This window comes from Burkholderia sp. AcTa6-5 (assembly GCF_017815075.1).
GTDB lineage: Bacteria > Pseudomonadota > Gammaproteobacteria > Burkholderiales > Burkholderiaceae > Burkholderia > Burkholderia sola.
Map to the genome: position 1 here is coordinate 14,020 of NZ_JAGIQE010000017.1, position 25,880 is coordinate 39,899.

General features: G+C 67.5%; 25 protein-coding genes and 1 pseudogene. 12 read left to right on the forward strand and 14 right to left on the reverse strand.

Translation table 11 applies throughout. The features are described 5' to 3' along the window. Nucleotides 1-16 precede the first annotated feature (16 nt). Genes trpC through J8I33_RS22110 form a run of 3 tightly spaced genes read left to right on the forward strand, consistent with a single transcriptional unit; the run spans nt 17 to nt 2,365 of the window. Nucleotides 17-802 (forward strand): indole-3-glycerol phosphate synthase TrpC, encoded by a 786-nt coding sequence (trpC, locus tag J8I33_RS22100; RefSeq protein WP_006477043.1) that lies wholly within the window; start codon nt 17-19, stop codon nt 800-802. Then, complete coding sequence (locus tag J8I33_RS22105) at nt 802-1,428, forward strand: CYTH domain-containing protein (protein ID WP_011546533.1); 627 nt, start codon at nt 802-804, stop codon at nt 1,426-1,428. The genes trpC and J8I33_RS22105 overlap by 1 nt, the downstream gene beginning before the upstream one ends. Before the next feature lie 13 nt (nt 1,429-1,441). Next, complete coding sequence (locus tag J8I33_RS22110) at nt 1,442-2,365, forward strand: uracil-DNA glycosylase (protein WP_124557515.1); 924 nt, start codon at nt 1,442-1,444, stop codon at nt 2,363-2,365. 132 nt (nt 2,366-2,497) lie between these two features. Here J8I33_RS22110 and J8I33_RS22115 read toward each other — a convergent pair whose 3' ends face one another. The 4 genes from J8I33_RS22115 to J8I33_RS22130 all read right to left on the reverse strand — a co-directional run bounded on the left by J8I33_RS22115 (nt 2,498) and on the right by J8I33_RS22130 (nt 7,148). After that, nucleotides 2,498-3,094 carry an NAD(P)H-dependent oxidoreductase gene (locus tag J8I33_RS22115; RefSeq protein WP_050013052.1) on the reverse strand — a complete coding sequence of 199 codons (597 nt, stop codon included), beginning with the start codon at nt 3,092-3,094 and terminating at the stop codon, nt 2,498-2,500. 148 nt (nt 3,095-3,242) lie between these two features. Then, nucleotides 3,243-5,045, reverse strand: coding sequence for a PDZ domain-containing protein (locus tag J8I33_RS22120; RefSeq protein WP_050013053.1), 1,803 nt, complete (start codon nt 5,043-5,045; stop codon nt 3,243-3,245). 105 nt (nt 5,046-5,150) lie between these two features. Continuing rightward, the gene (locus J8I33_RS22125) at nt 5,151-5,879 is read right to left on the reverse strand and encodes a DsbC family protein (RefSeq protein WP_050013054.1); all 729 of its coding nucleotides are present in this window, start codon (nt 5,877-5,879) and stop codon (nt 5,151-5,153) included. A gap of 90 nt (nt 5,880-5,969) precedes the next feature. Further along, nucleotides 5,970-7,148 (reverse strand): UbiH/UbiF family hydroxylase, encoded by a 1,179-nt coding sequence (locus tag J8I33_RS22130; RefSeq protein ID WP_124557517.1) that lies wholly within the window; start codon nt 7,146-7,148, stop codon nt 5,970-5,972. A gap of 246 nt (nt 7,149-7,394) precedes the next feature. On the opposite strand from J8I33_RS22130, the gene ychF reads away from it, so the two are divergent. Next, nucleotides 7,395-8,489, forward strand: coding sequence for a redox-regulated ATPase YchF (gene ychF, locus J8I33_RS22135; protein WP_050013056.1), 1,095 nt, complete (start codon nt 7,395-7,397; stop codon nt 8,487-8,489). Between the two features lie 73 nt (nt 8,490-8,562). On the opposite strand, the gene J8I33_RS22140 is transcribed toward ychF, so the two are convergent. The 6 genes and pseudogenes from J8I33_RS22140 to J8I33_RS22160 all read right to left on the reverse strand — a co-directional run bounded on the left by J8I33_RS22140 (nt 8,563) and on the right by J8I33_RS22160 (nt 14,369). Beyond that, a complete protein-coding gene (locus J8I33_RS22140; RefSeq protein WP_209926750.1) occupies nt 8,563-9,774 on the reverse strand; it encodes an MBL fold metallo-hydrolase in 1,212 nt (403 codons plus the stop codon). A gap of 269 nt (nt 9,775-10,043) precedes the next feature. Next, nucleotides 10,044-10,457: a lysozyme inhibitor LprI family protein gene (locus J8I33_RS22145; protein WP_209926752.1), complete on the reverse strand. Its 414-nt coding sequence runs from the start codon at nt 10,455-10,457 to the stop codon at nt 10,044-10,046. An 8-nt stretch (nt 10,458-10,465) separates the two neighbouring features. After that, nucleotides 10,466-10,638 (reverse strand): annotated as a pseudogene (locus tag J8I33_RS34880) (lysozyme); the annotation flags it as partial. A gap of 266 nt (nt 10,639-10,904) precedes the next feature. Next, nucleotides 10,905-12,296, reverse strand: coding sequence for a GABA permease (gene gabP / locus J8I33_RS22150; protein WP_050013065.1), 1,392 nt, complete (start codon nt 12,294-12,296; stop codon nt 10,905-10,907). Between the two features lie 375 nt (nt 12,297-12,671). After that, on the reverse strand, nt 12,672-13,016 hold the full coding sequence (locus J8I33_RS22155; RefSeq protein ID WP_124594077.1) for an MmcQ/YjbR family DNA-binding protein: 345 nt from the start codon (nt 13,014-13,016) through the stop codon (nt 12,672-12,674). An 81-nt stretch (nt 13,017-13,097) separates the two neighbouring features. Continuing rightward, nucleotides 13,098-14,369, reverse strand: coding sequence for an MFS transporter (locus J8I33_RS22160; protein WP_050013067.1), 1,272 nt, complete (start codon nt 14,367-14,369; stop codon nt 13,098-13,100). Nucleotides 14,370-14,562: 193 nt separating this feature from the next. Here J8I33_RS22160 and gcvA point away from each other — a divergent pair, with 193 nt between their 5' ends. From gcvA to ettA, 3 genes are all read left to right on the forward strand, one after another. Then, complete coding sequence (gcvA, locus tag J8I33_RS22165) at nt 14,563-15,480, forward strand: transcriptional regulator GcvA (protein WP_050013068.1); 918 nt, start codon at nt 14,563-14,565, stop codon at nt 15,478-15,480. 99 nt (nt 15,481-15,579) lie between these two features. Then, nucleotides 15,580-15,888, forward strand: a complete 309-nt coding sequence (locus J8I33_RS22170; protein WP_050013069.1) for a DUF3761 domain-containing protein — start codon at nt 15,580-15,582, stop codon at nt 15,886-15,888. Between the two features lie 169 nt (nt 15,889-16,057). Continuing rightward, nucleotides 16,058-17,725 carry an energy-dependent translational throttle protein EttA gene (gene ettA, locus J8I33_RS22175; RefSeq protein ID WP_175886537.1) on the forward strand — a complete coding sequence of 556 codons (1,668 nt, stop codon included), beginning with the start codon at nt 16,058-16,060 and terminating at the stop codon, nt 17,723-17,725. Nucleotides 17,726-17,856: 131 nt separating this feature from the next. Here the strand turns inward: ettA and J8I33_RS22180 are convergent, their stop codons facing one another. The 4 genes from J8I33_RS22180 to J8I33_RS22195 form a co-directional block, all read right to left on the reverse strand. Continuing rightward, complete coding sequence (locus tag J8I33_RS22180) at nt 17,857-18,480, reverse strand: HAD-IA family hydrolase (protein WP_209926754.1); 624 nt, start codon at nt 18,478-18,480, stop codon at nt 17,857-17,859. Further along, entirely contained in the window at nt 18,477-19,028 is a 552-nt protein-coding gene (locus J8I33_RS22185; RefSeq protein ID WP_209939081.1) for a cysteine hydrolase family protein, read from the reverse strand. The genes J8I33_RS22180 and J8I33_RS22185 overlap by 4 nt, the downstream gene beginning before the upstream one ends. Before the next feature lie 77 nt (nt 19,029-19,105). Further along, nucleotides 19,106-20,920 (reverse strand): aminopeptidase P family protein, encoded by a 1,815-nt coding sequence (locus tag J8I33_RS22190; protein WP_050013073.1) that lies wholly within the window; start codon nt 20,918-20,920, stop codon nt 19,106-19,108. 18 nt (nt 20,921-20,938) lie between these two features. Continuing rightward, nucleotides 20,939-21,193: a hypothetical protein gene (locus J8I33_RS22195; protein ID WP_089488127.1), complete on the reverse strand. Its 255-nt coding sequence runs from the start codon at nt 21,191-21,193 to the stop codon at nt 20,939-20,941. Between the two features lie 171 nt (nt 21,194-21,364). Between J8I33_RS22195 and J8I33_RS22200 the strand changes: the two genes are divergently transcribed. The 5 genes from J8I33_RS22200 to grxD all read left to right on the forward strand — a co-directional run bounded on the left by J8I33_RS22200 (nt 21,365) and on the right by grxD (nt 25,859). Next, nucleotides 21,365-22,129, forward strand: coding sequence for a response regulator transcription factor (locus J8I33_RS22200; protein ID WP_050013075.1), 765 nt, complete (start codon nt 21,365-21,367; stop codon nt 22,127-22,129). A 26-nt stretch (nt 22,130-22,155) separates the two neighbouring features. Then, nucleotides 22,156-23,454, forward strand: coding sequence for a glutamyl-tRNA reductase (gene hemA / locus J8I33_RS22205; protein ID WP_050013076.1), 1,299 nt, complete (start codon nt 22,156-22,158; stop codon nt 23,452-23,454). 93 nt (nt 23,455-23,547) lie between these two features. Continuing rightward, the gene (prfA, locus tag J8I33_RS22210) at nt 23,548-24,630 is read left to right on the forward strand and encodes a peptide chain release factor 1 (protein WP_006494405.1); all 1,083 of its coding nucleotides are present in this window, start codon (nt 23,548-23,550) and stop codon (nt 24,628-24,630) included. Nucleotides 24,631-24,637: 7 nt separating this feature from the next. Then, nucleotides 24,638-25,480, forward strand: a complete 843-nt coding sequence (gene prmC / locus J8I33_RS22215; protein WP_209939082.1) for a peptide chain release factor N(5)-glutamine methyltransferase — start codon at nt 24,638-24,640, stop codon at nt 25,478-25,480. A gap of 67 nt (nt 25,481-25,547) precedes the next feature. Continuing rightward, nucleotides 25,548-25,859, forward strand: coding sequence for a Grx4 family monothiol glutaredoxin (gene grxD, locus J8I33_RS22220; RefSeq protein ID WP_006477066.1), 312 nt, complete (start codon nt 25,548-25,550; stop codon nt 25,857-25,859). Nucleotides 25,860-25,880: the final 21 nt, after the last annotated feature.

Here is a 25,880-nt window from a genome sequence, read left to right on the forward strand (position 1 = left end):
TCCAGCAGGAACCCCTATGAGCGACATTCTCGACCGAATCATCGCCGTCAAGCGCGAAGAAATCGCGGCGGCGCTGCGCAGCACGCCGCTCGAGGCACTGAAACTCGAAGCGTCCGCGCGCGACCTGCGCGACTTCGTCGGTGCGCTGCGCGCGAAGCACGCGGCCGGCAACGCCGCCGTGATCGCCGAAATCAAGAAGGCCAGCCCGTCGAAAGGCGTGCTGCGCGAGCATTTCGTGCCGGCCGACATCGCACGCTCGTATGCGGCGCACGGCGCCGCGTGCCTGTCGGTGCTGACCGACGAGCAGTTCTTCCAGGGCGGCGTCCGCTACCTCGAGGAAGCGCGCGCGGCCTGCACGCTGCCGGTGCTGCGCAAGGACTTCATCGTCGACGCGTACCAGATCGTCGAAGCCCGCGCGATGGGCGCCGACGCGATCCTGCTGATCGCCGCCGCGCTCGACACGCCGCTGATGCAGGATCTGGAAGCCTATGCGCACTCGCTCGGCCTCGCGGTGCTGGTCGAAGTGCACGACCGCCACGAGATGGAACAGGCGCTGACGCTGAAGACGCCGCTGCTCGGTATCAACAACCGCAACCTGCGCACGTTCGAGACGTCGATCCAGACCACGCTCGACATGCTCGACATGATTCCGGCGGATCGCATCGTCGTGACCGAATCGGGCATCCTGTCGCGCACCGACGTCGACACGATGCGCGCGGCGAACGTGAACACGTTCCTCGTCGGCGAGGCGTTCATGCGCGCCGAGCAGCCGGGCGAGGAACTCGCACGGATGTTCTTCTGATGGCGATCGAACAGGAAATCAAGCTCGCGCTGCCGGCCGGCCAGGCCGATGCCGCGCGCCGCTTCTTCGAGACGCTGACCGGTGAACCCGGTCGCGCGATCACGCTAGCGAACGTCTATTACGACACGCCCGATCTCGCGCTCGCGCGCTCGAAGAGCGCGGTGCGCGTGCGCCGCACGCCGGACGGCTGGCTGCAGACGTTCAAGACGGTCGGCAGCGCGGAAGGCGGCCTGCATAGCCGCCACGAGTGGGAACTGCCGGTCGCGGGCGACGCGCTCGAAATCGACGCGCTCGTCGCGGCCTGCGACGTGCCGGAAGCTGCCGCCGCGCTGAATGACGCAGCCGGCGCGCTGCATGCGCTGTTCCGCACGGATTTTTCGCGTACGCTGTGGCGCATCGCCATCGGCGGCGCAACCGTCGAGGCCGCGGTGGACCTCGGCGAGATCGTCGTCCAGGCGGAACACGAAACGCGCCGCGAACCGATCAGCGAAATCGAACTCGAACTGATCGACGGCCCGGAAACGGCGCTCGCGACGCTCGCCGCCGAACTGCAGCAGGCGCTGCCGGGTCTCGTTCCCGAAAACATCAGCAAGGCGCAGCGCGGCTACCGGCTGCGCGCGCAATAAACACGCATCACGCATGGCAACCCGCAAGACTTCCCGCGCGCCGCAACAGGCGTCGCTGTTCGACGATCCCGTGCCGGAAACGGCACCGGCCGATATTCCGTCCGCGGCTTCCGAGCCGCCTGCCGCTCGGCGCAAACCCGCAAAGAAAACCGCCGCACCGGCGGCCGTGCCCGAACCGGCCCCGGCCGCCTCGGCACCGCGGCCCGTTGCCACCGACGTACCGCATCTCGCCGCGCAATTCGACGCGCTGCCGGCCGTCTGGCGCGACGTGCTGAAACCGTTCACCGACAGCGACGCGTTCGCGCCGCTGTGCCGCTTCGTCGACGAAGAGCGCGCCGCCGGCAAGACGGTCTACCCGACCGACGTGTTCCGCGCGCTGCGCCTGACGCATCCCGACGACGTGAAGGTCGTGATCCTCGGTCAGGATCCGTACCACGGCGACGACCGCGGCACGCCGCAGGCGCACGGCCTCGCGTTCTCGGTACCGCCGGCCGTCCGCACGCCGCCGTCGCTGCGCAACATCTTCAAGGAAATCGCCGCGAACTTCGGTCACGACACGCCGCGTCACGGCTGCCTCGACACGTGGGCGCGCCAGGGCGTGCTGCTGCTCAACACCGTGTTGACGGTCGAGCGCGGCGCGGCCGCGAGCCATGCGAAGCGCGGCTGGGAACAATGCACGGACACGCTGATCCGCGAGCTCGCCGGCCGCCATCGTGGGCTCGTATTCATGCTGTGGGGCGCGCATGCGCAGGCCAAGCGCGCGCTGTTCGACGCGAACGCGCATTGCGTGCTCGAGGCGCCGCATCCGTCGCCGCTGTCCGCGCACCGCGGCTTCCTCGGTTGCCGCCATTTCGCGCTCGCGAACGACTACCTGGTCGATGCCGGCCGCGAACCGATCGACTGGCGCCTGCCGGACGTGGCCGAAACGCTCGCGTAACGGCCTCGGCGGCGAGTTCGCCGGCCGAATGCAAAAACGCCGCGTCCCTTTCGTGAAGGGCGCGGCGTTCTTTATCGGGTGACGCAGCGGGTGCGTGGCACCCGCGTCGACCTGGCGCGTTAACTTGGCGCGTTAAGCGGCGGCGATCGCTTCGCGTGCGCCGGCCAGCGCGGCGCTCTGCGCGTCCGGGCCGAGGTTCAGGCCTTCCGCGTGGATGAAGCTCACGTCGGTCAGGCCGATGAAGCCGAGGAACGTGCGCAGGTACGGGGTCTGGCTGTCGTTCGGCGTACCCAGGTACTTGCCGCCACGGGCCGTCACGACGTGAACCTTCTTGCCCTTGATCAGGCCTTCCGGACCGTTCTCGGTGTAGCGGAACGTGACGCCTGCGCGGGCGATCCAGTCGAAATACGTCTTCAGTTGCGACGAGATGCCGAAGTTGTACATCGGCGCGCCGATCACGATGATGTCGGCGGCTTGCAACTCGGCGATCAGTGCATCGCTCTTCGCGACGATCGCATTCTGTTCCGCGGTGCGCTGGTCGGCCGGCGTGAAGAACGCACCCAGCACCGATTCGTCGAGGTGCGGCAGCGCATCGGCGAGCAGGTCGCGAACCACGACGTTCGCGCCGGGGTTCGATTGTTGCAGCTTTGCCGTCAGTTCGTTGGCCAGCAGCGTGGATTGCGCGCCTTGCGAACGCGCAGCGGAATTGATTTGCAGAATGGTCGTCATGTCAGGCTCCGGGTGGGGTTGCGCTTCGGTAGCGCGAGTGACGCCATTGTGCGTGGCCATATGACGGCGAAAAAGCGGGTTCAGGGCGACGGATTGTTGCAACAGCAGAACAATCCTTGATCGCGCCCTGCTACCCGCTTTCGTACGCTTACCCCTTCAGCCACGCTTCGCGGGCCTTCGTGGCCGCGGCCGGCTTCGCGGCCGCCGTCAGCCGGTAGCGCGTGATGTCCGGCCCGTCGAGCTTCAGTTTCGCGGTGCGCAGCTCGTCGCGGCGGAACGCGTGAACCTCGACCTTGTCGCCCGGCCGGTAGCGGGCGAGCAGCGCATCGAGGTTCGTGCCCGTCACGCGCAGCCCGTCGACCGCGATCAGCGTGTCGCCGGCCGACAATCCCGCGCGATGCGCGGCGCCGCCTTCGTAGACCGCCGCCAACGTGCAGTCCGCGCCGCCGCGCAGGCGCGCGCCGATCGTCGGCTTCGCGGCCGCGCCGAGCGCGACGTCGGGGGCCAGCGTCACGCCGAACGGCGCGAGCAGTTCGGCGAGCGGCAGGTCGCGCGTGCCGTGCACGGCGTCGGCGAACAGGCGGCCGAGCGCGACGCCTGTCGCTTCCTCGATCAGCGTCTCGACTTCGTTTTCCTCCACGCCCGCCTGCTTGCCGCCGCGATAGAAATCGCGGCCGTAGCGCTGCCACAGCACGCGCATCACGTCGTCGAGCGACTTCCGGTTGCGCGTCTGTGCGCGGATCGCGAGATCGAACGCGAGCGCGACGAGCGAACCCTTCGTGTAATAGCTGACGATCGCGTTGGTCGCGTTCTCGTCCTGGCGGTAGTACTTGATCCATGCGTCGAACGAGCTGTCCGCGACGCTCTGCTTGAGCCGGCCCGTGCCGCGCAGCACGCCGCCGATCGTGCGGCCGAGCGCCGCGAAATAGTCGTCCTGCGACATCAGCCCGCTGCGAACCAGCATCAGGTCGTCGTAATACGACGTGAAGCCTTCGAACAGCCACAGCAGCGACGTGTAGTTCTCGCGCGTGAGGTCATATGGCACGAACGCCGCCGGCTTGATGCGCTTCACGTTCCACGTATGGAAGTACTCGTGGCTGCAGAGGCCGAGATACGTGCGATAGCCTTCCGTCGTTTCCGGGCGCCCCTTCACCGGCAGGTCGGTCCGGTTGCAGATCAGCGCGGTCGACGCACGATGCTCGAGGCCGCCGTAGCCGTCGCTGACCGCGAGCGTCATGAACACGTAGCGATCCATCGGCGCCTTCTTCGACTTCGGCTCGAACAGCGCGATCTGCGCTTCGCATACGCGCTTCAGATCGGTACGCAGCCGCTCCAGGTCGAGCTGCGTCACGCGCCCGGCGATCACGATATCGTGCGGCACGCCGTGCGCGTCGAACGTCGCGAGCGCGAATTCGCCGATCGTCACCGGATGGTCGGACAGCTCGTCGTAGTTCGCCGCGCGATACGCGCCGAAACCGTAGCGCCTGGTGCCGCGCGCCTCGGGCAGCGACGTGCCGACGCGCCACGTGCGGAACGCCGGGCCGGCCGGTTTCGCGATATCGACTTCGCACGGCGCCGCCTCGCGGCCGGCGACGCTCAGGAATACGGCCGTCGCGTTGAAGAAGCCGCCCGAATCGTCGAGATACGCGGAGCGCACCGACAGGTCCCACGCATAGACGTCGTAGCGCAGCGTCAGCGCGCCGCTGACGGGCGCGGCCTGCCACGTGTGCTTGTCGGTCTTCGCGATGCGCACCTTGCGGCCCGCGTCGCTGAACGCATGCAGCGTCACGATGTTGCGCGCGAACTCGCGCACGAGATAGCTGCCCGGAATCCATACCGGCAGCGAGAAGCGCTGGCCGTCGGGATCGGGATCGGCAACCGTCACCGTCACTTCGAACAGGTGCGCGGCAAGATCTTTCGGGACAATCGAATAGCGGATCGGCTGGGTCATCGTGGCAATCGGTCGGTCGAATACGGCGGCGAAAACGAAGAGAGGCGCCGGCAGATCATGCGGGCGCCCCTCGCTGGCCGGGCCATGCGCCCGGCGTGCAGTCGGTTACTTGCTCGAGGCGAGCGCCTGGTTGAGCTGGTCGGCCGATACCGCGCCCGGCAGGCGGCGGCCATCCGGCAGGAAGATCGTCGGCGTGCCCGTGACGTTCATCCCGCGGCCGAGCGCGAGGTTCTTGTCGAGCGCGGTGGTGTCGCACGTGCCGGCGCCGGACGGCGCGCGGTGGTCGAGCATCCAGCTTTCCCACGTCTTCGCGCGGTCGGTCGCGCACCAGATCGCCTTCGACTTCGCGGTCGAATCCGGCGACAGCACCGGGTACAGGAACGTGTAGACGGTCACGTTGTCGACCGACTGCAGCGTCGTCTCGAGCTTCTTGCAGTACGGGCAGTTCGGATCGGAGAACACCGCGATCTTGCGGGCGCCGTTGCCCTTGACGACCTTGATTGCATTCGCGAACGGCAGGCTCGCGAAGTCGATCTTGTTGATTTCGGACAGGCGGGCGTCGGTCAGGTTCTTGTGCGACTTGGTGTCGACGAGATCGCCGAGCAGCACGTAGTCGCCTGCCGCGTCGCTATAGATGATCTGCGAGCCGAGGTTCACTTCGTAAAGGCCTGCAACCGGCGATTTCGACACGCTCTTGATCGGCGCGTCGCTGCCGAGACGGGCTTGCAGCGTGGCCTTCAGCTTGTCGGTGGTCTGGTCGGCCTGCGCGGTGCAGCCCAGCGTCGCCATCGTGACGGCCAGCGCCAGCGATGCGATGCGGATCGTTTTTTTCATCGAAATCTTCCTTCAGCTCAATCGGAGTGCACGGCACAGTGTACGCCGTTATGGAACCGTCTCCGACCCGCGCTGTTGCAGAAGGTTCGATCACCCAAGCGCGGCCGACACGAGCCAGCGCTTCACGAGCGGCTGCGCGCCGACGAACGCCATGCCCGCGTTGCGCACCGCCTTCGCGAGCGAGCCCGGCACCGCGAACAGCCGCTGCAGACCGTCGGTCGCGACCATCAGCGCGCGGATGTCCTCGCGGCGCGAACGCTCGTAGCGGCGCAGCAGCACCGGATCGCCGAGGTTGCGGAAGCTTTCCTTGCGCGCGATCGCGTCGGCGAGCGCGGCGACGTCGCGCAGCCCGAGGTTCATCCCCTGCCCGGCGAGCGGGTGGATCAGGTGCGCGGCATCGCCGACCAGCGCGACGCGCGGCGCGATCAGCTTGTCGACCGTCTGCAGCGCCAGCGGAAAGCCGGCGGCCGGCGTCACGCATTCGAGCGTGCCGACCTGGCCGTGCGACACGCGCTCGACCTCGGCCGCGAGCTGCGCCGGATCGAGTGCGAGCAGTTCGTCCGCATGCGCGGTGTGCGCGGACCATACCAGCGACACGTGGCCGTCCGGCAGCGGCAGCAGCGCGACGATCTCGCCTTCGTGGAACCACTGATAGGCCGTCTCGCGGTGCGGCAGCGACGCCTTGAAGTTCGCGACGACGCCCGTCTGCCGGTAGTCGCGCCGCTCTACCCTGGCCCCCATTTGGGAGCGCACCCATGAATGCGCGCCGTCGGCGCCGACGACGAGATCGGCTTCGAGCACCTGCCCCGACGACAGCGTGAGCACGGCCGCGTCGTCGCGCACGTCGAAACCCTGCGCACGCGCGTCGAACCACGTGAGGTTCGGCTGGAACCGCAGCGCGGCGTCGAGCGACGCCTCGACCCGCGACGATTCGGCGATCCAGGCGAGCTGCGGCACGGACGCCTGGTAGGCGGAGAAATGCAATTCGGCATGCGCATCGCCATACACGCGCATGTCGTAGACCGGCGCGAGCCGGCCGTGGTCGAGCGCCTGCCAGACCCGCAGCCGCTCGAGCAACGCCTGCGAACTGGACGACAGCGCGTAGACGCGCGTGTCGAACGCGAGATCGGCGGGGCGCGGCGTGGCCGGCTGGGCGAGCAAGGCGGTCTTGTAGCCGGACTGGGTCAGCGCGAGCGCGGCCGTCTTGCCGACGAGCCCGCCGCCGACCACGGCGACGTCGAAGGAGTGGTGGGCAGTCATGGCGGGCATTATAGCCGCGGGGCCAAACCCTTACGCGGCCGGACTTTGCGGGAAATCAGCAGAATCGCAGGCCGGTGCGCCGGCGCGGCGGCCCGCCGCATCGGCCGTTCGGCGGCAAGCCCGGAATCCGGAGCGCCGGCACGGTACAATAGCGTCTTTGACCGTCGGCCCGCCGCGCTCCACGCGCCGGCCGCCCTTTTTCCCGCGCCGCCGTGCCCTGTCCGGCCGCGCCGCCTCACCCGTCCGAAGGATTCCATGAGTCTCAAATGCGGCATCGTCGGCTTGCCCAACGTCGGCAAGTCCACCCTGTTCAATGCGCTGACCAAGGCCGGCATCGCCGCCGAGAACTACCCGTTCTGCACGATCGAGCCGAACGTCGGCATCGTCGAAGTGCCGGATACGCGGCTGAAGGCGCTCGCCGAAATCATCAGCCCCGAGCGCGTCGTGCCGGCCGTGGTCGAGTTCGTCGACATCGCGGGCCTCGTCGCGGGCGCGAGCAAGGGTGAAGGCCTCGGCAACCAGTTCCTCGCGAACATCCGCGAAACCGACGCGATCACGCACGTCGTGCGCTGCTTCGAGGATGACAACGTCATTCACGTCGCCGGCAAGGTCAGCCCGATCGACGACATCGAAGTGATCAACACCGAACTCGCGCTCGCCGACCTCGGCACCATCGAGAAAGCGCTCACGCGCTATTCGAAGGCGGCGAAGTCGGGCAACGACAAGGAAGCGGCGAAGCTCGTCGCGGTGCTCGAAAAGGTGCGCGCGCAGCTCGACCAGGGCAAGGCGGTGCGCGGCCTCGCGCTGTCGGACGACGAAGAAGCGCTGATCAAGCCGTTCTGCCTGATCACCGCGAAGCCGGCGATGTACGTCGCCAACGTGAAGGACGACGGCTTCGAGAACAACCCGCACCTCGAGGCGGTGCGCAAGTACGCGGAAAGCGAAAATGCGCCGGTGGTCGCCGTCTGCGCGGCGATCGAGGCGGAAATCGCCGATCTCGACGACGCGGACAAGGAAGCGTTCCTCGCCGACATGGGCATGGAAGAGCCGGGCCTCGACCGCGTGATCCGCGCGGGCTTCAAGCTGCTCGGCCTGCAGACCTACTTCACCGCGGGCGTGAAGGAAGTGCGCGCGTGGACGATCCATATCGGCGATACCGCTCCGCAGGCGGCCGGCGTGATCCACACCGACTTCGAGCGCGGCTTCATCCGCGCACAGACGATCGCGTTCGACGACTTCGTCACGTACAAGGGCGAGCAAGGCGCTAAGGAAGCCGGCAAGATGCGCGCGGAAGGGAAGGAATATGTCGTGCACGATGGCGACGTGATGAACTTCCTGTTCAACGTTTGAGCGTTGCTGCTGCATCGACCGTAAAAAAGCCCGCTGAATGCGGGCTTTTTCTTTTCGATGGCGGAAGACCGGCTCATTCCCGGCCGACGATCTTCAGCGTCCCGGACATATGCAGGAACTGTCCGTCCTTCGTCGCGATGTTCGTATCCACCGCGCCGCGTTCGAAATCCTCGACGTGCACGACGTTCGAGCCGGTGGACGGCTCATGCCAGTACACCATGTACACCTGCGGACGAATCTCGCGCGCCGTGTACTGCACCGTATCCGTCACACCGTTGAATTGGCCGGCCGTACCGACGAACGACATCGTCTTGTCGTCCTGGAAGTGCAGGTCGAACGCGGTAGCGCCGAACTGCACGCGCACCGTCTTGCCCGCCGCGGGGAACGGCGTCGGCGCGGGCCACTGCATCTCGCCCTTGGCGACCTTCGCGCTCAGCTCGAGCGACGACTTCTCGCCAAGATCCGGGTAGCGCGCCTCCATCGCCGCGATCAGTGCCGCCGAATCCTTCGCGCGCGCCGCTTCGTCGTCGAACGCCTTCACGTAATTGCGCGTGAACGCGACGCCGGTGGCGAACGGCTGGCTGCCGTCACGGTTCGGCAGGAAGTGGCCGGGCACGACGCGCGCCGGCTTCAGCGCATCGATCCGGTCGAGCGTCGCCAGCCAGTTCGCGTGCGACAGCGGCGTCTGCGTGTCGGCCATCCACACGTGAATGTTCGCGGCGACCGGGATGCCACCGACCACGGTCCGTGTGGAAGGAATCCACACGAACGTGCGATCGGGCGTCGGGCCGTCGAGCCCGACGATGCGCAGCGGCTCGCCGTCGACGCGCAGCGTATTGCCGTCGAGCGGCTGCGGCACGATCACCGAAGTCGGCGCATTGTCCTTCAGGATCGGGCCCCAGTAGGCGAGCTTGCCGTCCTTGCTGGCCTCGATCGCGGCGACGGTCTGCGGCGTCGCGACGATCTTCGCATCCGGGAACGCCGCGTGAATGGTTTCCAGCCCGAAGTAATAGTCGGGGTCGCTGTGGCTCACGTAGACGGCCTTGAGCGTCTTGCCGCTCGCCTTGATCCGGCTCACCAGCGCCTGCGCGTCGTTGCGCTGGAACTGGGCGTCGATCAGGATCGCCTCGGTCTTGCCCGAAACGATTTCGGACGAAACCGGGAAGATCGCATGCGCGCCCGGATTGTAGACATCGACGGTGAGCGGGGCGGCGATGCCCGCGGATGCGGCGCCGAGCAGCGCAGTCGCCGCGAATGCGGAAGAAAACAGATGACGGATCGACATGGTTGGACGCTTGATGGGTGGTGAGTGTCCGTAGATTAAATGAAACTACGTTAGTAACAAATCCCCGACTTGTCGATACTTCATTTCCCAACAGGAACGAATCGATCGTCACACATCGGGACACGGCCGTTTAAGCGAACGCCGGCGGACCTGATCTCCTGATAACAGGACGCGAGTACACCAGGGCGTCACTCCTGCATGACATGGCGAACACGCATCGGCAGTGACGAGATCGCGAACGCAGCGGGCTTTTGTCATGTCGGATCGATTCATGAAGGTTTGCGGGAAGCGCGAGCGGACAACCTTTTCACCATTTCCTTCGTTGCCCCCGTTGCACAGATCGCCTGTGCCGCAGGTCGCATCGACCCATCGCCCCATGCGTGACGCGCCGATTTTTCGCAGGATGTGTCGCGCGCTTTCTTCCACTTCGCCATCTGCGCGTCGAGCGCCGCCTTGCGCCGTGGCTGCTCGCTCGCCTGTTTGTCGACGATCCGCTGCAATTCCCGCTCGGCGACGATCTGATCGCGCCACGCGCAAAAATTCATGCTCGTCTGGCTCGATTCACAGTCGCTGAGCAGTACATTGACCTCGCTTGCCGGCAAGCCGCTGCGCGCCGCTATCTCGTCCGCCGCCGTCGGGCCGGCAAATGCATGCGTCGACGCCAGCACGAGCAAACCGATCATGGCCGTTCTCACGGTGCCCTCTGTTGTGACTGGAACGGCGCCGATTCAAGTCGGCGCCGGTTGACAAGCCCTTTGAACGAACGGGCGCCAGACGACGCCCGCTTTCGTCTCGCGGATGAATCCAGACGCGCTGATTCATGTGGGACACGACGCCCGCGTCATCGCTCTGATTCGCTGAACGGAACTGTGTTGTCGGCATCGACGCCATCGTTCACCTCGGTTCTCGAAGCGATGAATGTATGGCGTTGCCGTTCGCGATGAAATCAGACGAGTTCGATTTTGACGCGTTCGTACATCAACGATCGCGGGGTACGAAAGACCGAGCAACGTGACGTTACGTATATCCGCGTGCTCGCGCAAAAAGACAAATGGCCCGACCGGCAACCGCCGATCAGGCCATATTCACGCCCGGGACTTCGCGCCCCGTCGTCACCTCATTCGATCAGATCACGTCGCCGACACCCGCCGCCCCGCATCCGCCCGCGCATCGCGCCCACGCTTGTTCAGCCACGACGCGAGCAGCACGATCAACGCCAGCACGGCCGTCGCACCAACCTCCATCCGGTGTTCCTCGCTGACGAACATCACGGTCAGCGTGCCGCAGATGAACAGGATCACCGCCCACGTGAGCCACGGGAACAGCCACATCCGCAACGTCAGGTCCGCGCCGCCCGCTTCGAGCGTCTTGCGCATCCGCAGCTGCGAGATCGCGATCACGAGATACACGAGCAGCGCGATCGCGCCCGACGTCGCGAGCAGGAAGCCGAACACCTGCTCCGGCATCAGGTAGTTCGCGATCACGGTCAGGAAACCGAACGCGGTCGACGCGAGCACGGCCGCGCGCGGCGTGCCGGTCGAATCGGTGCGATGCAGGAAGGCGGGCGCGTCCTTGCGCCTGGACAGCGAGAACAGCATCCGCGACGCCGTGTACAGTGCCGAATTCAGGCAGCTCGCGACCGACACGAGCACGATTACGTCGATGATCGCCTTCGCGTTCGGGACGCCGATCAGTTCCATCGCGCGCTGATACGAGCCGTGCTTCGGCAGCAGCGGGTCGTTCCACGGCACGATGGCCGCGACGACGAGGATCGAGCCGAGATAGAACAGCGTGATACGCCAGATGACCGAGTTCGTCGCCCGCACGATCTGGCGTTGCGGGTTGTCCGATTCGGCGGCCGCGATCGTCACGATCTCGGTGCCGAGGAACGAGAACATCGTCGTCAGCATCGCCGCGAGCACCGCGCTCGCGCCGTGCGGCATGAAGCCGTCGTGCACGAACAGGTTCGACACGCCCGACACGGCCGGCGCAGGGATGATGCCGACGATCGCCGCGCCGCCGATGCACAGGAACACGACGATCGCGACGACCTTGATCAGCGCGAACCAGAATTCGAATTCGCCGTAGTTCTTGACGGAAAAGAGATTGGTGACGGTAAGCAGCAGCGTGATGCCGAGCGCGAAGATCCATGTCGCGATGCCCGGGAACCACGCATTGAGGATGGTCGCGGCGGCGGTCGCCTCGATCGGGATCACCAGCACCCAGAACCACCAGTACAGCCAGCCGATCGTGAAGCCGGCCCAGTGGCCGATCGCGCGGTCGGCATAGGTCGAGAACGACCCGCTGTCCGGATGCGCGACGGCCATCTCGCCGAGCATGCGCATCACCAGCACGACCAGCACGCCCGCGATCGCATACGCGAGTATCGATGCCGGCCCGGCTTCCGCGATCGCGTGGCCGGAGCCGACGAACAAGCCCGCGCCGATGACGCCGGCAATCGACATCATCGTGACGTGACGCTGCTTCAGGCCGGTGCCGAGGCCTGTGTTGCTTCCACTCATCTGTCTCTCTCCAAAAAACGGTTCCGGTACGACCGGTGTCGCGTGAAGGCGGCGCGGGCGTTGTCGTTGTTGAATCCGGCCGCGGCCGCGCGTGCGCCGCACGCGGGCATGAGGCCGGATGGGGCCGTTCCGGTCGGGTCGTCCGCGCAATCTGCGAAGCTGCGGGTGCGATGCGGCGCACCAGGCGCCGGCGCATCGCGTACGCCCGTTCCGTCGGCTGTCGTCAGCCGCCTTCGAAGCGAAGGAGTGTAAGCATCAAACGGTTCTTCACTAAGAACCAATTGAAGAATTTCGATGGAACCACTCGTTGCATCGATACGAACCGATGCAACGCTTGATCCGGTTCGGCGGCGGCTCGCGTGCTGCGCGCGCCGTTCAGTTCGTGTCGCCGGCGACTTCGTCCCGCCACTTCGCCGGCACGATTGCACGCCATTCCCGCAGGAGCAGGTTTTTCACGGCGTCGGGATGCGCGGCCGACAGGCGCACCAGCACGATCGGCCAGCCGATATAGTGATCGGTCACGTAGTACACGTCGGGCGCCGACTCGATCAGCCACGCGCGCTCGTCGGGGCCGACGCCCTTCACGACGAGCGTGTCGCCGTCCTCGCGCAATCGCGCGAGCAGCTTGCCCTTCACCTTGAGCGCGGGCGTGCCGTACGACGTGCGTTCCTCGACGCCGCGCCACGCCAGTGCGATCTGCCGGACTTCGTCGAATGTCACGATGCCTCCCCGACCGTGCGTCGATGGTTGACGGTCCGGTCACCCTACCGGAAACCGCGCGACGCGCCCAGCCGGGCGGCGTTATCCGCCAGCCGCGCGCGCGGCGGCCGGCGCCCGCCCGGTGGTCGCGACGATCGCGAACGCGATCGCATTCGCGGCGGCGCTCGCGAGGATCGGCACGAGATAGCCGCCGCCCGCGTCGTAGATGAAGCCTGCGGCGGCCGGCCCGATCAACGTGCCGAACGCGACGCTCGTGTACAGAATGCCGATGATCGCGCTCACGTTGCGCCCGCCGAAATAGTCCATCACGACCGCCGGCAGCACGGCGACCCAGCCGCCGTAGAACACGCCGAACACGAGCGCGAACGCGGCCAGCGTCGCGACGCTGCCGGCGCCCGCCCATGCGACGAGCGCAACGGCCATGCCGGCGAACATCGCGAGCAGCGACGCGCGGCGGCCGAAGCGGTCGGCGAGGCCGCCGAGGAAGAAGCGGCCGGCCGTGCTGCCCACGCCGATCGCGCCGAGCAGCAGCACGGCCGTCGACGGCGCGACGCCGTGATCGAGCGCGTACGGCACGAGGTGAACGAACGGGACGAACACGCCGAACGAGCAGACGAGGCAAGCCGCGTACAGGCTCGCGAACGGCCGCGACGTGACGGCTTCGCGCACCGTCGCGCCGGCATGCACGCTCGCGCCGGTCGACGCAGCAGCGCCAGCGGCATGCCAACCGCCGCCGCCGGGTGCATCGCCGTCCGGCAGCAAACCGCGCCTGCGCGGATCGTTCTCGATCAGCAGCGACATGCCGGCTCCCAGTACGATCGCGAGCGCGGCCAGCGCGAAATACGCGCCGCGCCAGCCGACCTGCACAATCAGCGCGGACGCGAGCGGCGGCATCACGAGCGTGCCGACGCCGATCCCCGCGACCGCGAGCCCCGACGCGAACCCGCGCCGGCGCACGAACCAGCGCTGCACCGCGCCGACGGCCGGCACGTACGCGCAGCCAACGCCGAAACCGACACCGAGCCCGTACGCGACATAGACCTGCAGCAGCGTATGCGCGGCGCCGGCGGCCGCGAGCCCCACGCCGGTCAGCAGCATTCCGGCGACGGCGAGCCGTCGCGAGCCGAAACGATCGGCCAGCGGCCCGCTGACGATGCCGAAGCCGAAGTACAGGAAGCCGGCGAGCGAGAACACGAGCGAGATCTGGCCGCGCGACGCGGCGAAATCCCGCTGCAGCGACTCGACGAACGCGCTGAACGTATACGCGCTGCCGAACCCGACGAACGTGACGGCGAACGCGGCCGCCACCACGTACCAGCCGTAGAAAATGCGCGACGCGCCCGGGCGGTTCATGACGATGCTCCTTTCGGGTTCCACCGGTTGCCGGGCGGCGTCCGGATTGCCCCGTGGATATAGTTGAACTATGTTGATCGCATCGGCCGCCGACAGGCAGCCGCGAAACATGCGATCCGATGCGTCAACGGTACTCGCGCGTACGCGTCGTCTCAAACGATATTTCGTCGAACTTTCGCTTTAGAAAAACTGAATGAACCGCTCCCGCCTGCCGCCGCTCAATGCGTTGCGCGCCTTCGAAGCCGCCGCCCGCCACCTGTCGGTGAAGTCGGCCGCCGAGGAGCTGTCGGTCACGCCCGGCGCGGTGAGCCAGATGATCCGTACGCTCGAGACGCATCTCGGCGTGCAGCTGTTCGAGCGCGTGAACCGCGGCATCCTGCTGACGGCCGCCGGCCGCGACTACCTGCCGCCCGTGCGCAATGCGTTCCGGCAGATCGCCGATGCGTCGCAGCGCGTGTCGGGCGCCGCCGACAGCGGCGTGCTGACGGTGAGCGTCACGCCGTTCTTCGCGTCCGCGTGGCTCGTGCCGCGCCTCGCGCAGTTCCGGCAGGCGTGCCCGGACGTCGATCTGCAGGTCGTCACGAGCCACGCGCTCGCGGACTTCGCGCGCGACGGCGTCGACGTCGCGATCCGTCACGGCCTCGGGCGTTACATCGGGCTATGCAGCGAACGCCTGCTGACGGTGGAAATCGTCGCGCTCGCGTCGCCGGAACTCGTCGCGCGGCTCGGCATGCCGGCAGCGCCGGCCGAACTCGTCGGCTGGCCGCAGTTGCACGACGCCGAACGCAAGGGCTGGCACATCTGGTTCGGCGCGCAGCGGATCGACGATTTCGGCCCGCCGCGCGGCCCCGCGTTCGACGACTCGGGCCTGCTGCTGCAGGCGATCGTCGCGGGCCAGGGCGCCGGGCTGCTGCCGGCCGCGATGGTGCGCGGCGAGCTGGCGAGCGGCCGGCTCGTGCAGCTTGCCGACGTCGCGTGGCTCGACGATTTCGCGTACTACCTCGTCTATCCGCCGCATCACGCGGAACGGCCGAAGGTTGCCGCGTTCCGCCGGTGGATTCTCGACGCCGCGCAGGCCGATGGCGCGGCGTCGATGTCCGGCGCGGCGTAGCGTCGTGCGGGCACCCGGCGCCGATCCGCTAACATGCGGCGCGGGCGATTGGTCCGACATCGCCCGGCATCGACAACAACGAAGGAAACGAGAGAGACCATGCATGCCCTGCTCCGCCGCGCGACCCATGTCGCGACCCTGTCCGCCGCGCTGTTCGTCGCGGGCGCCGCGTTGCCCCTTTCCGCCCATGCCTATCGCGCGCCGCCCGGCTACGGCAACGAAGCCGATCTCGACCGTCACGACACGTATCGCAACCGCGACGGCGAAACCGTGCATGCGCCCGCGCATTCGAAATCGGGCCGCGTGCCGGACGGCGCGAGCGCGCGCTGCCGCGACGGCACGTACAGCTTCAGCCGCCACCGGCGCGGCACGTGCTCGGGGCACGGCGGCGTCGCCGCGTGGCTGTGAGCGCAGGTCGGCCGAATGGCCTGCGCCGCGCCAGCGGCAGCCGGCGGCGAAGTACAATACGCGCTCGCACCGCCGCGCCCCGCGCGGCACGCTCCGTACCGAATCACCCGACGCCGCCACGCGCGCGCGCTGCGCGGCCGTCTCAACCACTTCTGACTTTCACACCGAAATGGCCCAATACGTTTTCACGATGAACCGGGTCGGCAAGATCGTGCCGCCCAAGCGCCAGATCCTGAAGGACATCTCGCTGTCGTTCTTTCCCGGCGCGAAGATCGGCGTGCTCGGCCTGAACGGCTCGGGCAAGTCGACGCTGATCCGCATCATGGCGGGCGTCGACAAGGACATCGAAGGCGAAGCCACGCCGATGCCGAACCTGAACATCGGCTACCTGCCGCAGGAACCGCAGCTCGACCCGACGAAGACCGTGCGCGAAGCCGTCGAGGAAGGCCTCGGCGACCTGTTCCAGGCCAACAAGAAGCTGGAAGAAATCTACGCTGCGTATGCCGAACCCGACGCCGACTTCGACGCGCTCGCGGCAGAACAGGCGAAGTACGAGGCGATCCTCGCGTCGAGCGACGGCGGCAGCCCCGAGCAGCAGCTCGAAGTGGCCGCCGACGCGCTGCGCCTCCCGTCGTGGGACGCGAAGATCGAGCATCTGTCGGGCGGCGAAAAGCGCCGCGTCGCGCTGTGCAAGCTGCTGCTCGAAAAGCCCGACATGCTGCTGCTCGACGAACCGACCAACCACCTCGACGCAGAATCGGTCGACTGGCTCGAGCAGTTCCTGGTGCGCTTCCCGGGCACCGTGGTCGCCGTCACGCACGATCGCTACTTCCTCGACAACGCGGCCGAGTGGATTCTCGAACTCGACCGCGGCCACGGCATTCCGTGGAAGGGCAACTACAGCAGCTGGCTCGACCAGAAGGAAGAGCGCCTGAAGCAGGAAGAAGCGTCGGAATCGGCACGCCAGAAGGCGATCAAGAAGGAACTGGAGTGGGTGCGCCAGAACCCGAAGGGCCGCCAGGCGAAGTCGAAGGCGCGTATCGCGCGCTTCGAGGAGCTGAGCAGCCAGGAATACCAGAAGCGCAACGAAACGCAGGAAATCTTCATTCCGGCCGGCGAACGCCTCGGCAACGAAGTGATCGAGTTCAAGAACGTCAGCAAGTCGTTCGGCGACCGCCTGCTGATCGACAACCTGAGCTTCAAGATCCCGGCCGGCGCGATCGTCGGCATCATCGGCCCGAACGGCGCCGGCAAGTCGACGCTGTTCAAGATGCTGACCGGCAAGGAACAGCCGGATTCGGGCGAAGTCGTGATGGGCCCGACGGTGAAGCTCGCGTACGTCGACCAGAGCCGCGACGCGCTCGACGGTTCGAAGACGGTGTTCGAGGAAATCTCGGGCGGCGCCGACGTGCTGACGGTCGGCAAGTACGAAACGCCGTCGCGCGCGTACATCGGCCGCTTCAACTTCAAGGGCGGCGACCAGCAGAAGGTCGTCGGCAACCTGTCCGGCGGCGAACGCGGGCGCCTGCACCTCGCGAAGACGCTGATCTCGGGCGGCAACGTGCTGCTGCTGGACGAACCGTCGAACGACCTCGACGTCGAAACGCTGCGTGCGCTGGAAGACGCGCTGCTCGAATTCGCGGGCTCGGTGATGGTGATCTCGCACGATCGCTGGTTCCTCGACCGGATCGCGACGCACATCCTTGCGTTCGAAGGCGATTCGCAGGTCACGTTCTTCGACGGCAACTACCAGGAGTACGAAGCCGACAAGCGTGCGCGCCTCGGCGAGGAAGCCGCGAAGCCGAAGCGTCTGCGCTACAAGCCGATCAGCCGCTGAGCGGCGCGGCCCGGGCGCCCGGCGCCGCGATCACGCGGGGCCGGCGCCGAACGGGGCCGCTTCCGGAACGGCACGATCAAAAAAGCGAGCCCTTGGCTCGCTTTTTTTATCCCGCGTGGCTTCCCCGCCGCTTACACCAGCGCGCCCAGTTCGCGCAGCCGCGCTTCGGTCGCCGCCGCGCTCGTGTGATGAATGCCATGCCAGCCGAGCGCCGTCGCGGCCGCCGCGTTGTGCGCGTTGTCGTCGATGAACACGAGCTCGTGCGGCGCGATTCCCGGCAGGTGTGGATCGATCCGCGCATGCATCTCGCGGTAGATCGCCGGATCGGGTTTCACGAGCTTCACGCGGCCCGACACGACGATGTCCTTGAAGCGGCGCAGCACCGGGAAGTTGTCCCATGCATACGGAAACGTCTGCGCCGACCAGTTCGTCAGCCCGAACAGCGGCATCCCCTGCGCGTCCAGCCGGTCGACGAGCGCCGCGCCTTCGTCGAGCACGCCGCCGATCATCTCGTGCCAGCGCGCGTAGAACGCGCGGATCAGCGCTTCGTGCTCCGGAAACTTCGCGACGAGTTCGGCCGTGCCTTCGTCGATCGTCTGGCCGCCGTCCTGGCGGACCACCCAGTCCATCGCGCACACGTGCGTGAGGAACCAGCGCCGCTCGGCGTCGTCGGGAATCAGTTCACGATAAAGGTACTCGGGACTCCAGTCGATCAGCACGCCGCCGAAATCGAACACCACTGCCTTGATCGTCATGCGAACTCCGTGGCGAGCACGTCCGCGAGCGGACGCGGCGTCACCGCGTTGCCCGACAGCGAATTGTTGTTCCAGATGAACTGATGGTGCGCGACGATCTGCGCCGCCGACAGGTGGGCGCGCTCGTTCGTCGTGTGCAGGTCGGACACGACGGTCGTCCGATAGCCGAGCAGCGCGGCGCGGCGCGCGGCCGAATCGATGCAGAACTCGGTCGCATAGCCGCAGATCAGCACCGAGCGGATGCCGTGGCGATCGAGCTGCGCCGCGAGCGGCGTGTCGTGGAACGCGTCGCTCGCCTGCTTGCGCACGCGCCAGTCGTCGCGGCCGACGACCAGCCCCGCATGCAGTTCCCAGCCCGGCGTGCCGGGCACGACGTCGTCGTCCGCGTCGCCGTCGTGCTGCACGAAGCACACCGGCGCGTTCGCCGCGCGCGCCGCCGCCGTCAACCGGTTGATGCCCGACACCACGTCGTCGAGCCGGTACGCGGGCCGCGCCCGCTCCACCAGCCCGCGCTGCATGTCGACCACGATCACCGCCGTATCCGCCATTGCTTGCCCTCGCTGTTATCGTCCGGCCGTCGTTCGATCTTGACCGAATCGCCATCCGGCCGTTGCCGCGCGTTGCATCAGATCGGCTGCGTGCGCGCGTCGAGCCACGCCTTCGCGTCGCCGCCCAGGTGCCGGCCGACACGCTCGCGCACCGTCGCGTGATACGTGTTCAGCCACGCGCGCTCTTCGTCGTGCAGCATCTCGATCAGCACGCAGCGCGTGTCGATCGGGCACAGCGTCAGCGTCTCGAACGCGAGGAAATCGCCGAACTCCGTCTTCCCGGCCGCCCGGTTCACGACCAGGTTCTCGATCCGGATGCCCCACTGGCCCGGACGGTACACGCCCGGCTCGATCGACGTGATCATCCCCTCTTCCATCGCCGTGTACGGCTCGGCCGGCGCGTAGTGCGAGATGACCTGCGGGCCTTCGTGCACGTTCAGGAAGTAACCGACGCCATGCCCGGTGCCGTGGCCGTAGTCGAGCCCGGCCGCCCACATCGGCGCACGGGCGATCGCGTCGAGCATCGGCGAGCGGATGCCGCGCGGGAAGCGGGCGCGCGACAGCGCCATCATCGACTTCAGCACGATCGTGAAATCGCGCCGCTGCAGGTCGCTGACGGTGCCGACCGGCACGACGCGCGTGATGTCGGTCGTGCCCGTCATGTATTGGCCGCCCGAATCGATCAGCAGCAGGCCGTCGCCGACGATCGTCGCGTGCGACTCGCGCGTCGCGTGGTAGTGCGGCATCGCGCCGTTCGCGTTGAAGCCGGCGATCGTCGCGAAGCTCGCCGACACGTAGCCGGGGCGCCGGGCGCGCGCGGCCGTGAGCTTTTCCTCGATCGTCAGCTCGGTGATCGTCTCGCGATTGACGGCCTGTTCGAACCACGCGAAGAACTCCGCGAGCGCGGCGCCGTCGTGCTCCATCGTCACGCGCACGTGCTCGATCTCCGCGGACGTCTTGCGCGATTTCGCGAACGTCGACGGATTCACGGCCTCGACGAGCTTCACGCCGGCCGGCACGGCCTCGAGCGTGCCGAACGTCACGCGGCGCGGGTCGATCAGCAGCGTCGCGCCGTCGGGCAGCGCCGCGAGCGACGCACGCGCGGCGTCGTACGCGCGGACGTCGACGCCATCCCGCGCGAGCGACGCGGCCAGCGCCGGCGGCACCTTGCCGTCGGCGACGAACAGCGTCGCGCGATCGGCGCCGATCAATGCGTGCGCAACGAACACCGGATTGAAGTTGACGTCGGCGCCGCGCAGGTTGAACAGCCACGCGAGATCGTCGAGCGTCGACACGAAGTGCCATTGCGCGCCCTGCGCGTGCATCGCGCGGCGCACGTCGGCCAGCTTGCTCGCGCGCGTCGTGTCGGCCTGCGGCGCCACGTGCTCGAACACCGCGTCGGCGGGCAGCCCCGGCCGCTCCGGCCAGATCGCGTCGAGCAGGTCGACGTCGGTGCGCAGCGCAATGCCGCGCGCGCTCAGCGCGGCCGTCAGCCCGCGCGCGGCCGCGACGCCGAGCACGGCGCCGTCGACGCCGACCGTCGCGCCGGTCGCCACGTTCTGCGCGAGCCAGTCGACGTGCGGTGCGCTCTGCTGCCCGCCCGTCATCTTCATCAGCTGCACGCCCGTGCCCGCCAGCTCGGCGTCGGCCTGCACCCAGTAGCGGCTGTCGACCCACAACCCCGCGAACTCCGCGGTCACGACCAGCGTGCCGACCGAGCCCGTGAAACCCGACAGCCAGCGGCGCGCCTGCCAGCGTTCCGGCAGGTATTCGGACAGATGGGGATCGGCGGACGGCACGAGATAGGCGGCCAGGTTCTCGCGGGCCATCGCGTCACGCAGCAGCGCGAGACGGGCCGGCACCGGCGAGACTTCGGGGAGACGGGCATTCATGATTTCACCTGAGAGCATTCAGCGACGGGCCGACAGCGCGACCGTCACGGCTACGGCGAGGAACGCGACGCCGGTGCAGACCGGCCATTCGAGCGTCTCGCCATCGTAAAACAGTCCCGAGAGATTGCCGACCATGCGGGCGGCGGCCGCGCCCACGATGCCGACGAGCACCGCGATCCACCACGCCGGCCGACGCGTGCGCCGCATCGGATGCAGCCAGCGGCCGAACAGCCCGACGGCCGCTCCCAGGACAAGGATTCCAAACCAGTTCATTCAACGCCTTCTATAAATTCAGATTCGTCCCATAGGCGTGAACGTTGCCAGCGGCTAGCATCGATTCATCCATCGAACCCGAGACCAGCCGGGCGCCGCGAACGTTCGAGTGTAGGGGCCGACTCGACGTTATGGCAAGCGCACACCGGCTGCCGTATTGAAGAAATCGTCATGCGAATCGCTCTGATCGATCCGGAGTCGCGTCATAGCGCACTCCTGAACCGCCTGCTCTTCGCGGGCGGTCATGTGTGCCATGCGTTTCCGTCCAGCACCGCATTCTTCGAATGGCTCGCCGCCGACAACACCTGCGACATGCTGGTCACCGGCCACTGGGCCGGCGACCAGCCGGCGCAGGAAGTCATTCCGCGCGCGCAGGCGGTCCTGCCCGGGCTGCCGGCCATTGCCATGATGCAGTCGGCGCGCGAAAGCGAAATCGTCTCGTGCCTGCACGCGGGCGCCGACGATTGCCTCGTGCGCCCCGTGAGCGGGCCCGAGTTTCTCGCGCGCGTCAACGCGCTAAGCCGGCGCGCGGGCGTACGGCGCGCACCTGCCCGCTCGCGCGAAACGTATGGCGAATACGCATTCGACACCACGCATTGCCTCGTGCGTTTCGGCGACGCAATCGTTTCACTCACGCCGAAGGAGTTCCGTTTCGCGCAGTTGCTGCTCACGAACGTGTCGCGGCCCGTGTCGCGCGCCCATATCCTCGAAACGGTATGGGGCCGCCGCCGCGACATGAAGTCGCGCACGCTCGACACGCACGCGTCCCGGCTGCGCAGCAAATTGCAGCTGCTTCCGGAGCGCGGCTACCGGCTGTTGCCGCTCTATGGCTTCGGCTATCAGCTCGACCGCGTGCCGATCGAACCCCCAAATTCGCGGCCCCGCCACGCCGATGCCCGGTATGCAGCGAGTGAGGAAATCACTGAAACGCTATAATATGGGGCTAAACGATAGCCCTCGATATGCAACTCCTCACGATCGGAATCAACCATCACACTGCGCCTGTCGCCCTGCGCGAACGCGTGGCGTTTCCGCTCGAGCAAATCAAACCGGCTCTCGTCACGTTCAAGAACGTGTTTCTCGGCCCGCAGGCGCCGAATACGCCCGAGGCGGCGATCCTCTCCACCTGCAACCGCACCGAACTGTATTGCGCGACCGACGATCGCGCGGCCCGCGAAGGCGCGCTCCGCTGGCTGTCGGAATATCACCGGATTCCGGTCGACGAGCTCGCGCCGCACGTCTATGCGCTGCCGCAGTCGGAAGCGGTCCGGCACGCGTTTCGTGTCGCGTCCGGCCTCGATTCGATGGTGCTCGGCGAAACCCAGATTCTGGGCCAGATGAAGGATGCCGTTCGCACCGCGACCGAAGCGGGCGCGCTCGGCACCTACCTGAACCAGCTATTCCAGCGCACGTTCGCGGTGGCGAAGGAAGTACGCGGCACGACCGAAATCGGCACGCAGTCGGTGTCGATGGCCGCCGCCGCGGTGCGCCTCGCGCAGCGGATCTTCGAAAAGGTGTCGGATCAGCGCGTGCTGTTCATCGGCGCCGGCGAAATGATCGAGCTGTGCGCGACGCACTTCGCCGCGCAAGGCCCGCGCGAACTCGTCGTCGCGAACCGCACGGCCGAACGCGGCCAGCGGCTCGCCGAACGCTTCAACGGCCGCGCGATGCCGCTGGCCGACCTGCCCACGCGCATGCACGAATTCGACATCATCGTGTCGTGCACCGCGTCGACGTTGCCGATCATCGGCCTCGGCGCGGTCGAGCGCGCGGTGAAGGCGCGCCGCCACCGGCCGATCTTCATGGTCGATCTCGCGGTGCCGCGCGACATCGAGCCCGAAGTCGGCAAGCTGAAGGACGTGTTCCTTTACACCGTCGACGATCTCGGTGCGATCGTGCGCGAGGGCAACGCATCGCGCCAGGCCGCGGTCGCGCAGGCCGAAGCGATCATCGAGACGCGCGTGCAGAATTTCATGCAATGGCTCGACACGCGCAGCGTCGTGCCGGTGATCCGTCACATGCATACGCAGGCGGACGCGCTGCGCCGGGCCGAAGTCGAGAAGGCGCAGAAGCTGCTCGCGCGCGGTGACGATCCGGCTGCGGTGCTCGAAGCGCTGTCGCAGGCGCTGACCAACAAGCTGATCCACGGCCCGACGAGCGCGCTCAACCGCGTCAACGGCGCCGATCGCGATTCGCTGATCGACCTGATGCGCGGCTTCTACCAGCACGCGCCGCGCTCGAACGACCCATCCGGCCACTAGCGCCGCCCGGTCGCCCTGCCGCCGGCCGGTCGTTGTCCTGCCGCCGGCCTATCCTTTCCGAATACCCCTTGCCCGGGAGCGCCGCTCCACACCATGAAGACGAGCATGCAACGCAAGCTCGACCAGCTGTCCACACGGCTGGCCGAACTGAACGACCTGCTGAGCCGCGAAAACGTCACGGCCGACCTCGACCAGTACCGCAAGCTGACACGCGAACATGCGGAACTCGGCCCGGTCGTCGAGCAATACGCGTTATGGCGCCAGTCGCGCAGCGACGAGGCGGCCGCGCAGGAGCTGCTCGCCGATCCGTCGATGCGCGATTTCGCGGAAGACGAGATCCGCAGCGCGCGCGAAGGCATGGCGCGCCTCGAGACCGAGCTGCAGAAGATGCTGCTGCCGAAGGATCCGAATGACGACCGCAACATCTTCCTCGAAATCCGCGCGGGCACGGGTGGCGACGAATCGGCGCTGTTCGCGGGCGACCTGCTGCGCATGTACCTGCGCTTCGCGGAACGCCAGCGCTGGCAGGTCGAAATGATGTCGGAGAGCGCGTCGGATCTCGGTGGCTACAAGGAAGTGATCGTGCGGATCGCGGGCCAGGGCGCGTATTCGCGCCTGAAGTTCGAATCGGGCGGCCATCGCGTGCAGCGCGTGCCGGCCACCGAGACGCAAGGGCGCATCCATACGTCCGCGTGCACGGTCGCCGTAATGCCGGAAGCGGACGAAATCGGCGAGGTCGAGATCAATCCGGCCGACCTGCGCATCGACACGTTCCGCGCGTCCGGCGCGGGCGGCCAGCACATCAACAAGACCGATTCGGCGGTGCGCGTCACGCACATCCCGACCGGGATCGTCGTCGAATGCCAGGACGACCGCTCGCAGCACAAGAACAAGGATCGCGCGCTGAAGGTGCTCGCCGCGCGCATCAAGGACAAGCAGTATCACGAGCAGCATGCGAAGGAAGCCGCGACGCGCAAGAGCCTGATCGGCTCCGGCGACCGCTCGGAGCGCATCCGCACGTACAACTTCCCGCAGGGCCGGATGACCGACCACCGGATCAACCTGACGCTGTACCGGCTCGAGGCGATCATGGACGGCGATCTCGACGAACTGATCGGCGCGCTCGTCACCGAGCATCAGGCCGAGTTGCTCGCGTCGCTCGGCGAAGCCGACTGAGGCCGCGATGTCCGACACCACCGCCGACGCGCTGCTACGCGCATCGCCGCTCGATCCGGTCGATGCGCGCGTGCTGCTCGCGCATGCGCTCGACTGGACCCGCACGCAGCTGATCACGCGCGGCGACGCGCCGCTCGACGACGCCGCGGTCGAACGCTTCCGCGCACTGGAAGCACGCCGCGTCGCCGGCGAGCCCGTCGCGCAACTGGTCGGGATGCGCGAGTTCTTCGGCCGCCCGTTCGACGTGACGCCCGACGTGCTGATCCCGCGCCCCGAAACCGAGCTGCTCGTCGAAGCCGCGCTCGACGCGATCGGCGGGCTGCCGCATGCCGCCGTGCTCGACCTCGGCACCGGCAGCGGCGCGATCGCCGTGTCGATCGCGGCCGAGCGTCCCGATGCGCGCGTCTGGGCGCTCGACCGTTCGCCGGCCGCGCTCGCGGTCGCGCAACGCAACGCCGACAAACTGCTCGACGCGCGGCGCCCCGGCGGCCCGCTGCACTGGCTGCAGAGCGACTGGTACGCGGCGCTCGATCCCGCGCTCGCGTTCGATACGATCGTCAGCAACCCGCCGTACATCGCGCAGCACGACCCGCACCTCGCGCAAGGCGACCTGCGTTTCGAGCCGCGCGGCGCGCTCACCGACGATGCCGACGGCCTCAGCGCGATCCGCACGATCGTCGCGAGCGCCGGCGCACATCTGAAACCGGGCGGCACGCTCTGGATCGAGCACGGCTACGACCAGGCCGAAGCCGTCCGCGCGATCCTGGCGTCGCACGGCTTCGTCGCGGTCGAATCGCTCGCCGATCTCGCCGCCATCGAACGCACGACCGGCGGCCGCCTGCCGGGCTGATGGCCGGCCCGCCCGGTTGAAATCCGCTATCATTTCGATCTAACGCCCCGCAAACGCAAGGTCAGTCATGGACACCCAACAACGTATCAAGCAAATCGTCGACGAAAACCAGGTCGTGCTCTTCATGAAGGGCAACGCGCAATTCCCGATGTGCGGCTTCTCGGGCCGCGCCGTGCAGGTGCTGAAGGCCTGCGGCGTCGACCAGTTCAAGACGGTCAACGTGCTCGAGGACGACGAAATCCGCCAGGGCATCAAGGCATTCTCGAACTGGCCGACCATCCCGCAGCTGTACGTGAAGGGCGAATTCATCGGCGGCTCGGACATCATGATGGAGATGTACCAGTCGGGCGAACTGCAGCAACTGTTCGCCGCCGCCTAACACGCGGCACCCGTCCCCATT

What these genes read in the sequence shown, in the direction of transcription:
- J8I33_RS22110 (WP_124557515.1), top strand. Translation starts at nt 1,442, where the DNA reads ATGGCAACCCGCAAGACTTCCCGCGCGCCGCAACAGGCGTCGCTGTTC.
- grxD (WP_006477066.1), top strand. Translation starts at nt 25,548, where the DNA reads ATGGACACCCAACAACGTATCAAGCAAATCGTCGACGAAAACCAGGTC.
- J8I33_RS22195 (WP_089488127.1), bottom strand. Translation starts at nt 21,193, where the DNA reads ATGAACTGGTTTGGAATCCTTGTCCTGGGAGCGGCCGTCGGGCTGTTC.
- J8I33_RS22140 (WP_209926750.1), bottom strand. Translation starts at nt 9,774, where the DNA reads ATGTCGATCCGTCATCTGTTTTCTTCCGCATTCGCGGCGACTGCGCTG.
- J8I33_RS22200 (WP_050013075.1), top strand. Translation starts at nt 21,365, where the DNA reads ATGCGAATCGCTCTGATCGATCCGGAGTCGCGTCATAGCGCACTCCTG.
- J8I33_RS22125 (WP_050013054.1), bottom strand. Translation starts at nt 5,879, where the DNA reads ATGAAAAAAACGATCCGCATCGCATCGCTGGCGCTGGCCGTCACGATG.
- prmC (WP_209939082.1), top strand. Translation starts at nt 24,638, where the DNA reads ATGTCCGACACCACCGCCGACGCGCTGCTACGCGCATCGCCGCTCGAT.
- J8I33_RS22190 (WP_050013073.1), bottom strand. Translation starts at nt 20,920, where the DNA reads ATGAATGCCCGTCTCCCCGAAGTCTCGCCGGTGCCGGCCCGTCTCGCG.
- gcvA (WP_050013068.1), top strand. Translation starts at nt 14,563, where the DNA reads ATGAACCGCTCCCGCCTGCCGCCGCTCAATGCGTTGCGCGCCTTCGAA.
- J8I33_RS22185 (WP_209939081.1), bottom strand. Translation starts at nt 19,028, where the DNA reads ATGGCGGATACGGCGGTGATCGTGGTCGACATGCAGCGCGGGCTGGTG.
- hemA (WP_050013076.1), top strand. Translation starts at nt 22,156, where the DNA reads ATGCAACTCCTCACGATCGGAATCAACCATCACACTGCGCCTGTCGCC.
- J8I33_RS22145 (WP_209926752.1), bottom strand. Translation starts at nt 10,457, where the DNA reads ATGATCGGTTTGCTCGTGCTGGCGTCGACGCATGCATTTGCCGGCCCG.
- J8I33_RS22130 (WP_124557517.1), bottom strand. Translation starts at nt 7,148, where the DNA reads ATGCCCGCCATGACTGCCCACCACTCCTTCGACGTCGCCGTGGTCGGC.
- J8I33_RS22180 (WP_209926754.1), bottom strand. Translation starts at nt 18,480, where the DNA reads ATGACGATCAAGGCAGTGGTGTTCGATTTCGGCGGCGTGCTGATCGAC.
- prfA (WP_006494405.1), top strand. Translation starts at nt 23,548, where the DNA reads ATGAAGACGAGCATGCAACGCAAGCTCGACCAGCTGTCCACACGGCTG.
- J8I33_RS22170 (WP_050013069.1), top strand. Translation starts at nt 15,580, where the DNA reads ATGCATGCCCTGCTCCGCCGCGCGACCCATGTCGCGACCCTGTCCGCC.
- ettA (WP_175886537.1), top strand. Translation starts at nt 16,058, where the DNA reads ATGGCCCAATACGTTTTCACGATGAACCGGGTCGGCAAGATCGTGCCG.
- J8I33_RS22120 (WP_050013053.1), bottom strand. Translation starts at nt 5,045, where the DNA reads ATGACCCAGCCGATCCGCTATTCGATTGTCCCGAAAGATCTTGCCGCG.
- J8I33_RS22105 (WP_011546533.1), top strand. Translation starts at nt 802, where the DNA reads ATGGCGATCGAACAGGAAATCAAGCTCGCGCTGCCGGCCGGCCAGGCC.
- ychF (WP_050013056.1), top strand. Translation starts at nt 7,395, where the DNA reads ATGAGTCTCAAATGCGGCATCGTCGGCTTGCCCAACGTCGGCAAGTCC.
- trpC (WP_006477043.1), top strand. Translation starts at nt 17, where the DNA reads ATGAGCGACATTCTCGACCGAATCATCGCCGTCAAGCGCGAAGAAATC.
- gabP (WP_050013065.1), bottom strand. Translation starts at nt 12,296, where the DNA reads ATGAGTGGAAGCAACACAGGCCTCGGCACCGGCCTGAAGCAGCGTCAC.
- J8I33_RS22160 (WP_050013067.1), bottom strand. Translation starts at nt 14,369, where the DNA reads ATGAACCGCCCGGGCGCGTCGCGCATTTTCTACGGCTGGTACGTGGTG.
- J8I33_RS22115 (WP_050013052.1), bottom strand. Translation starts at nt 3,094, where the DNA reads ATGACGACCATTCTGCAAATCAATTCCGCTGCGCGTTCGCAAGGCGCG.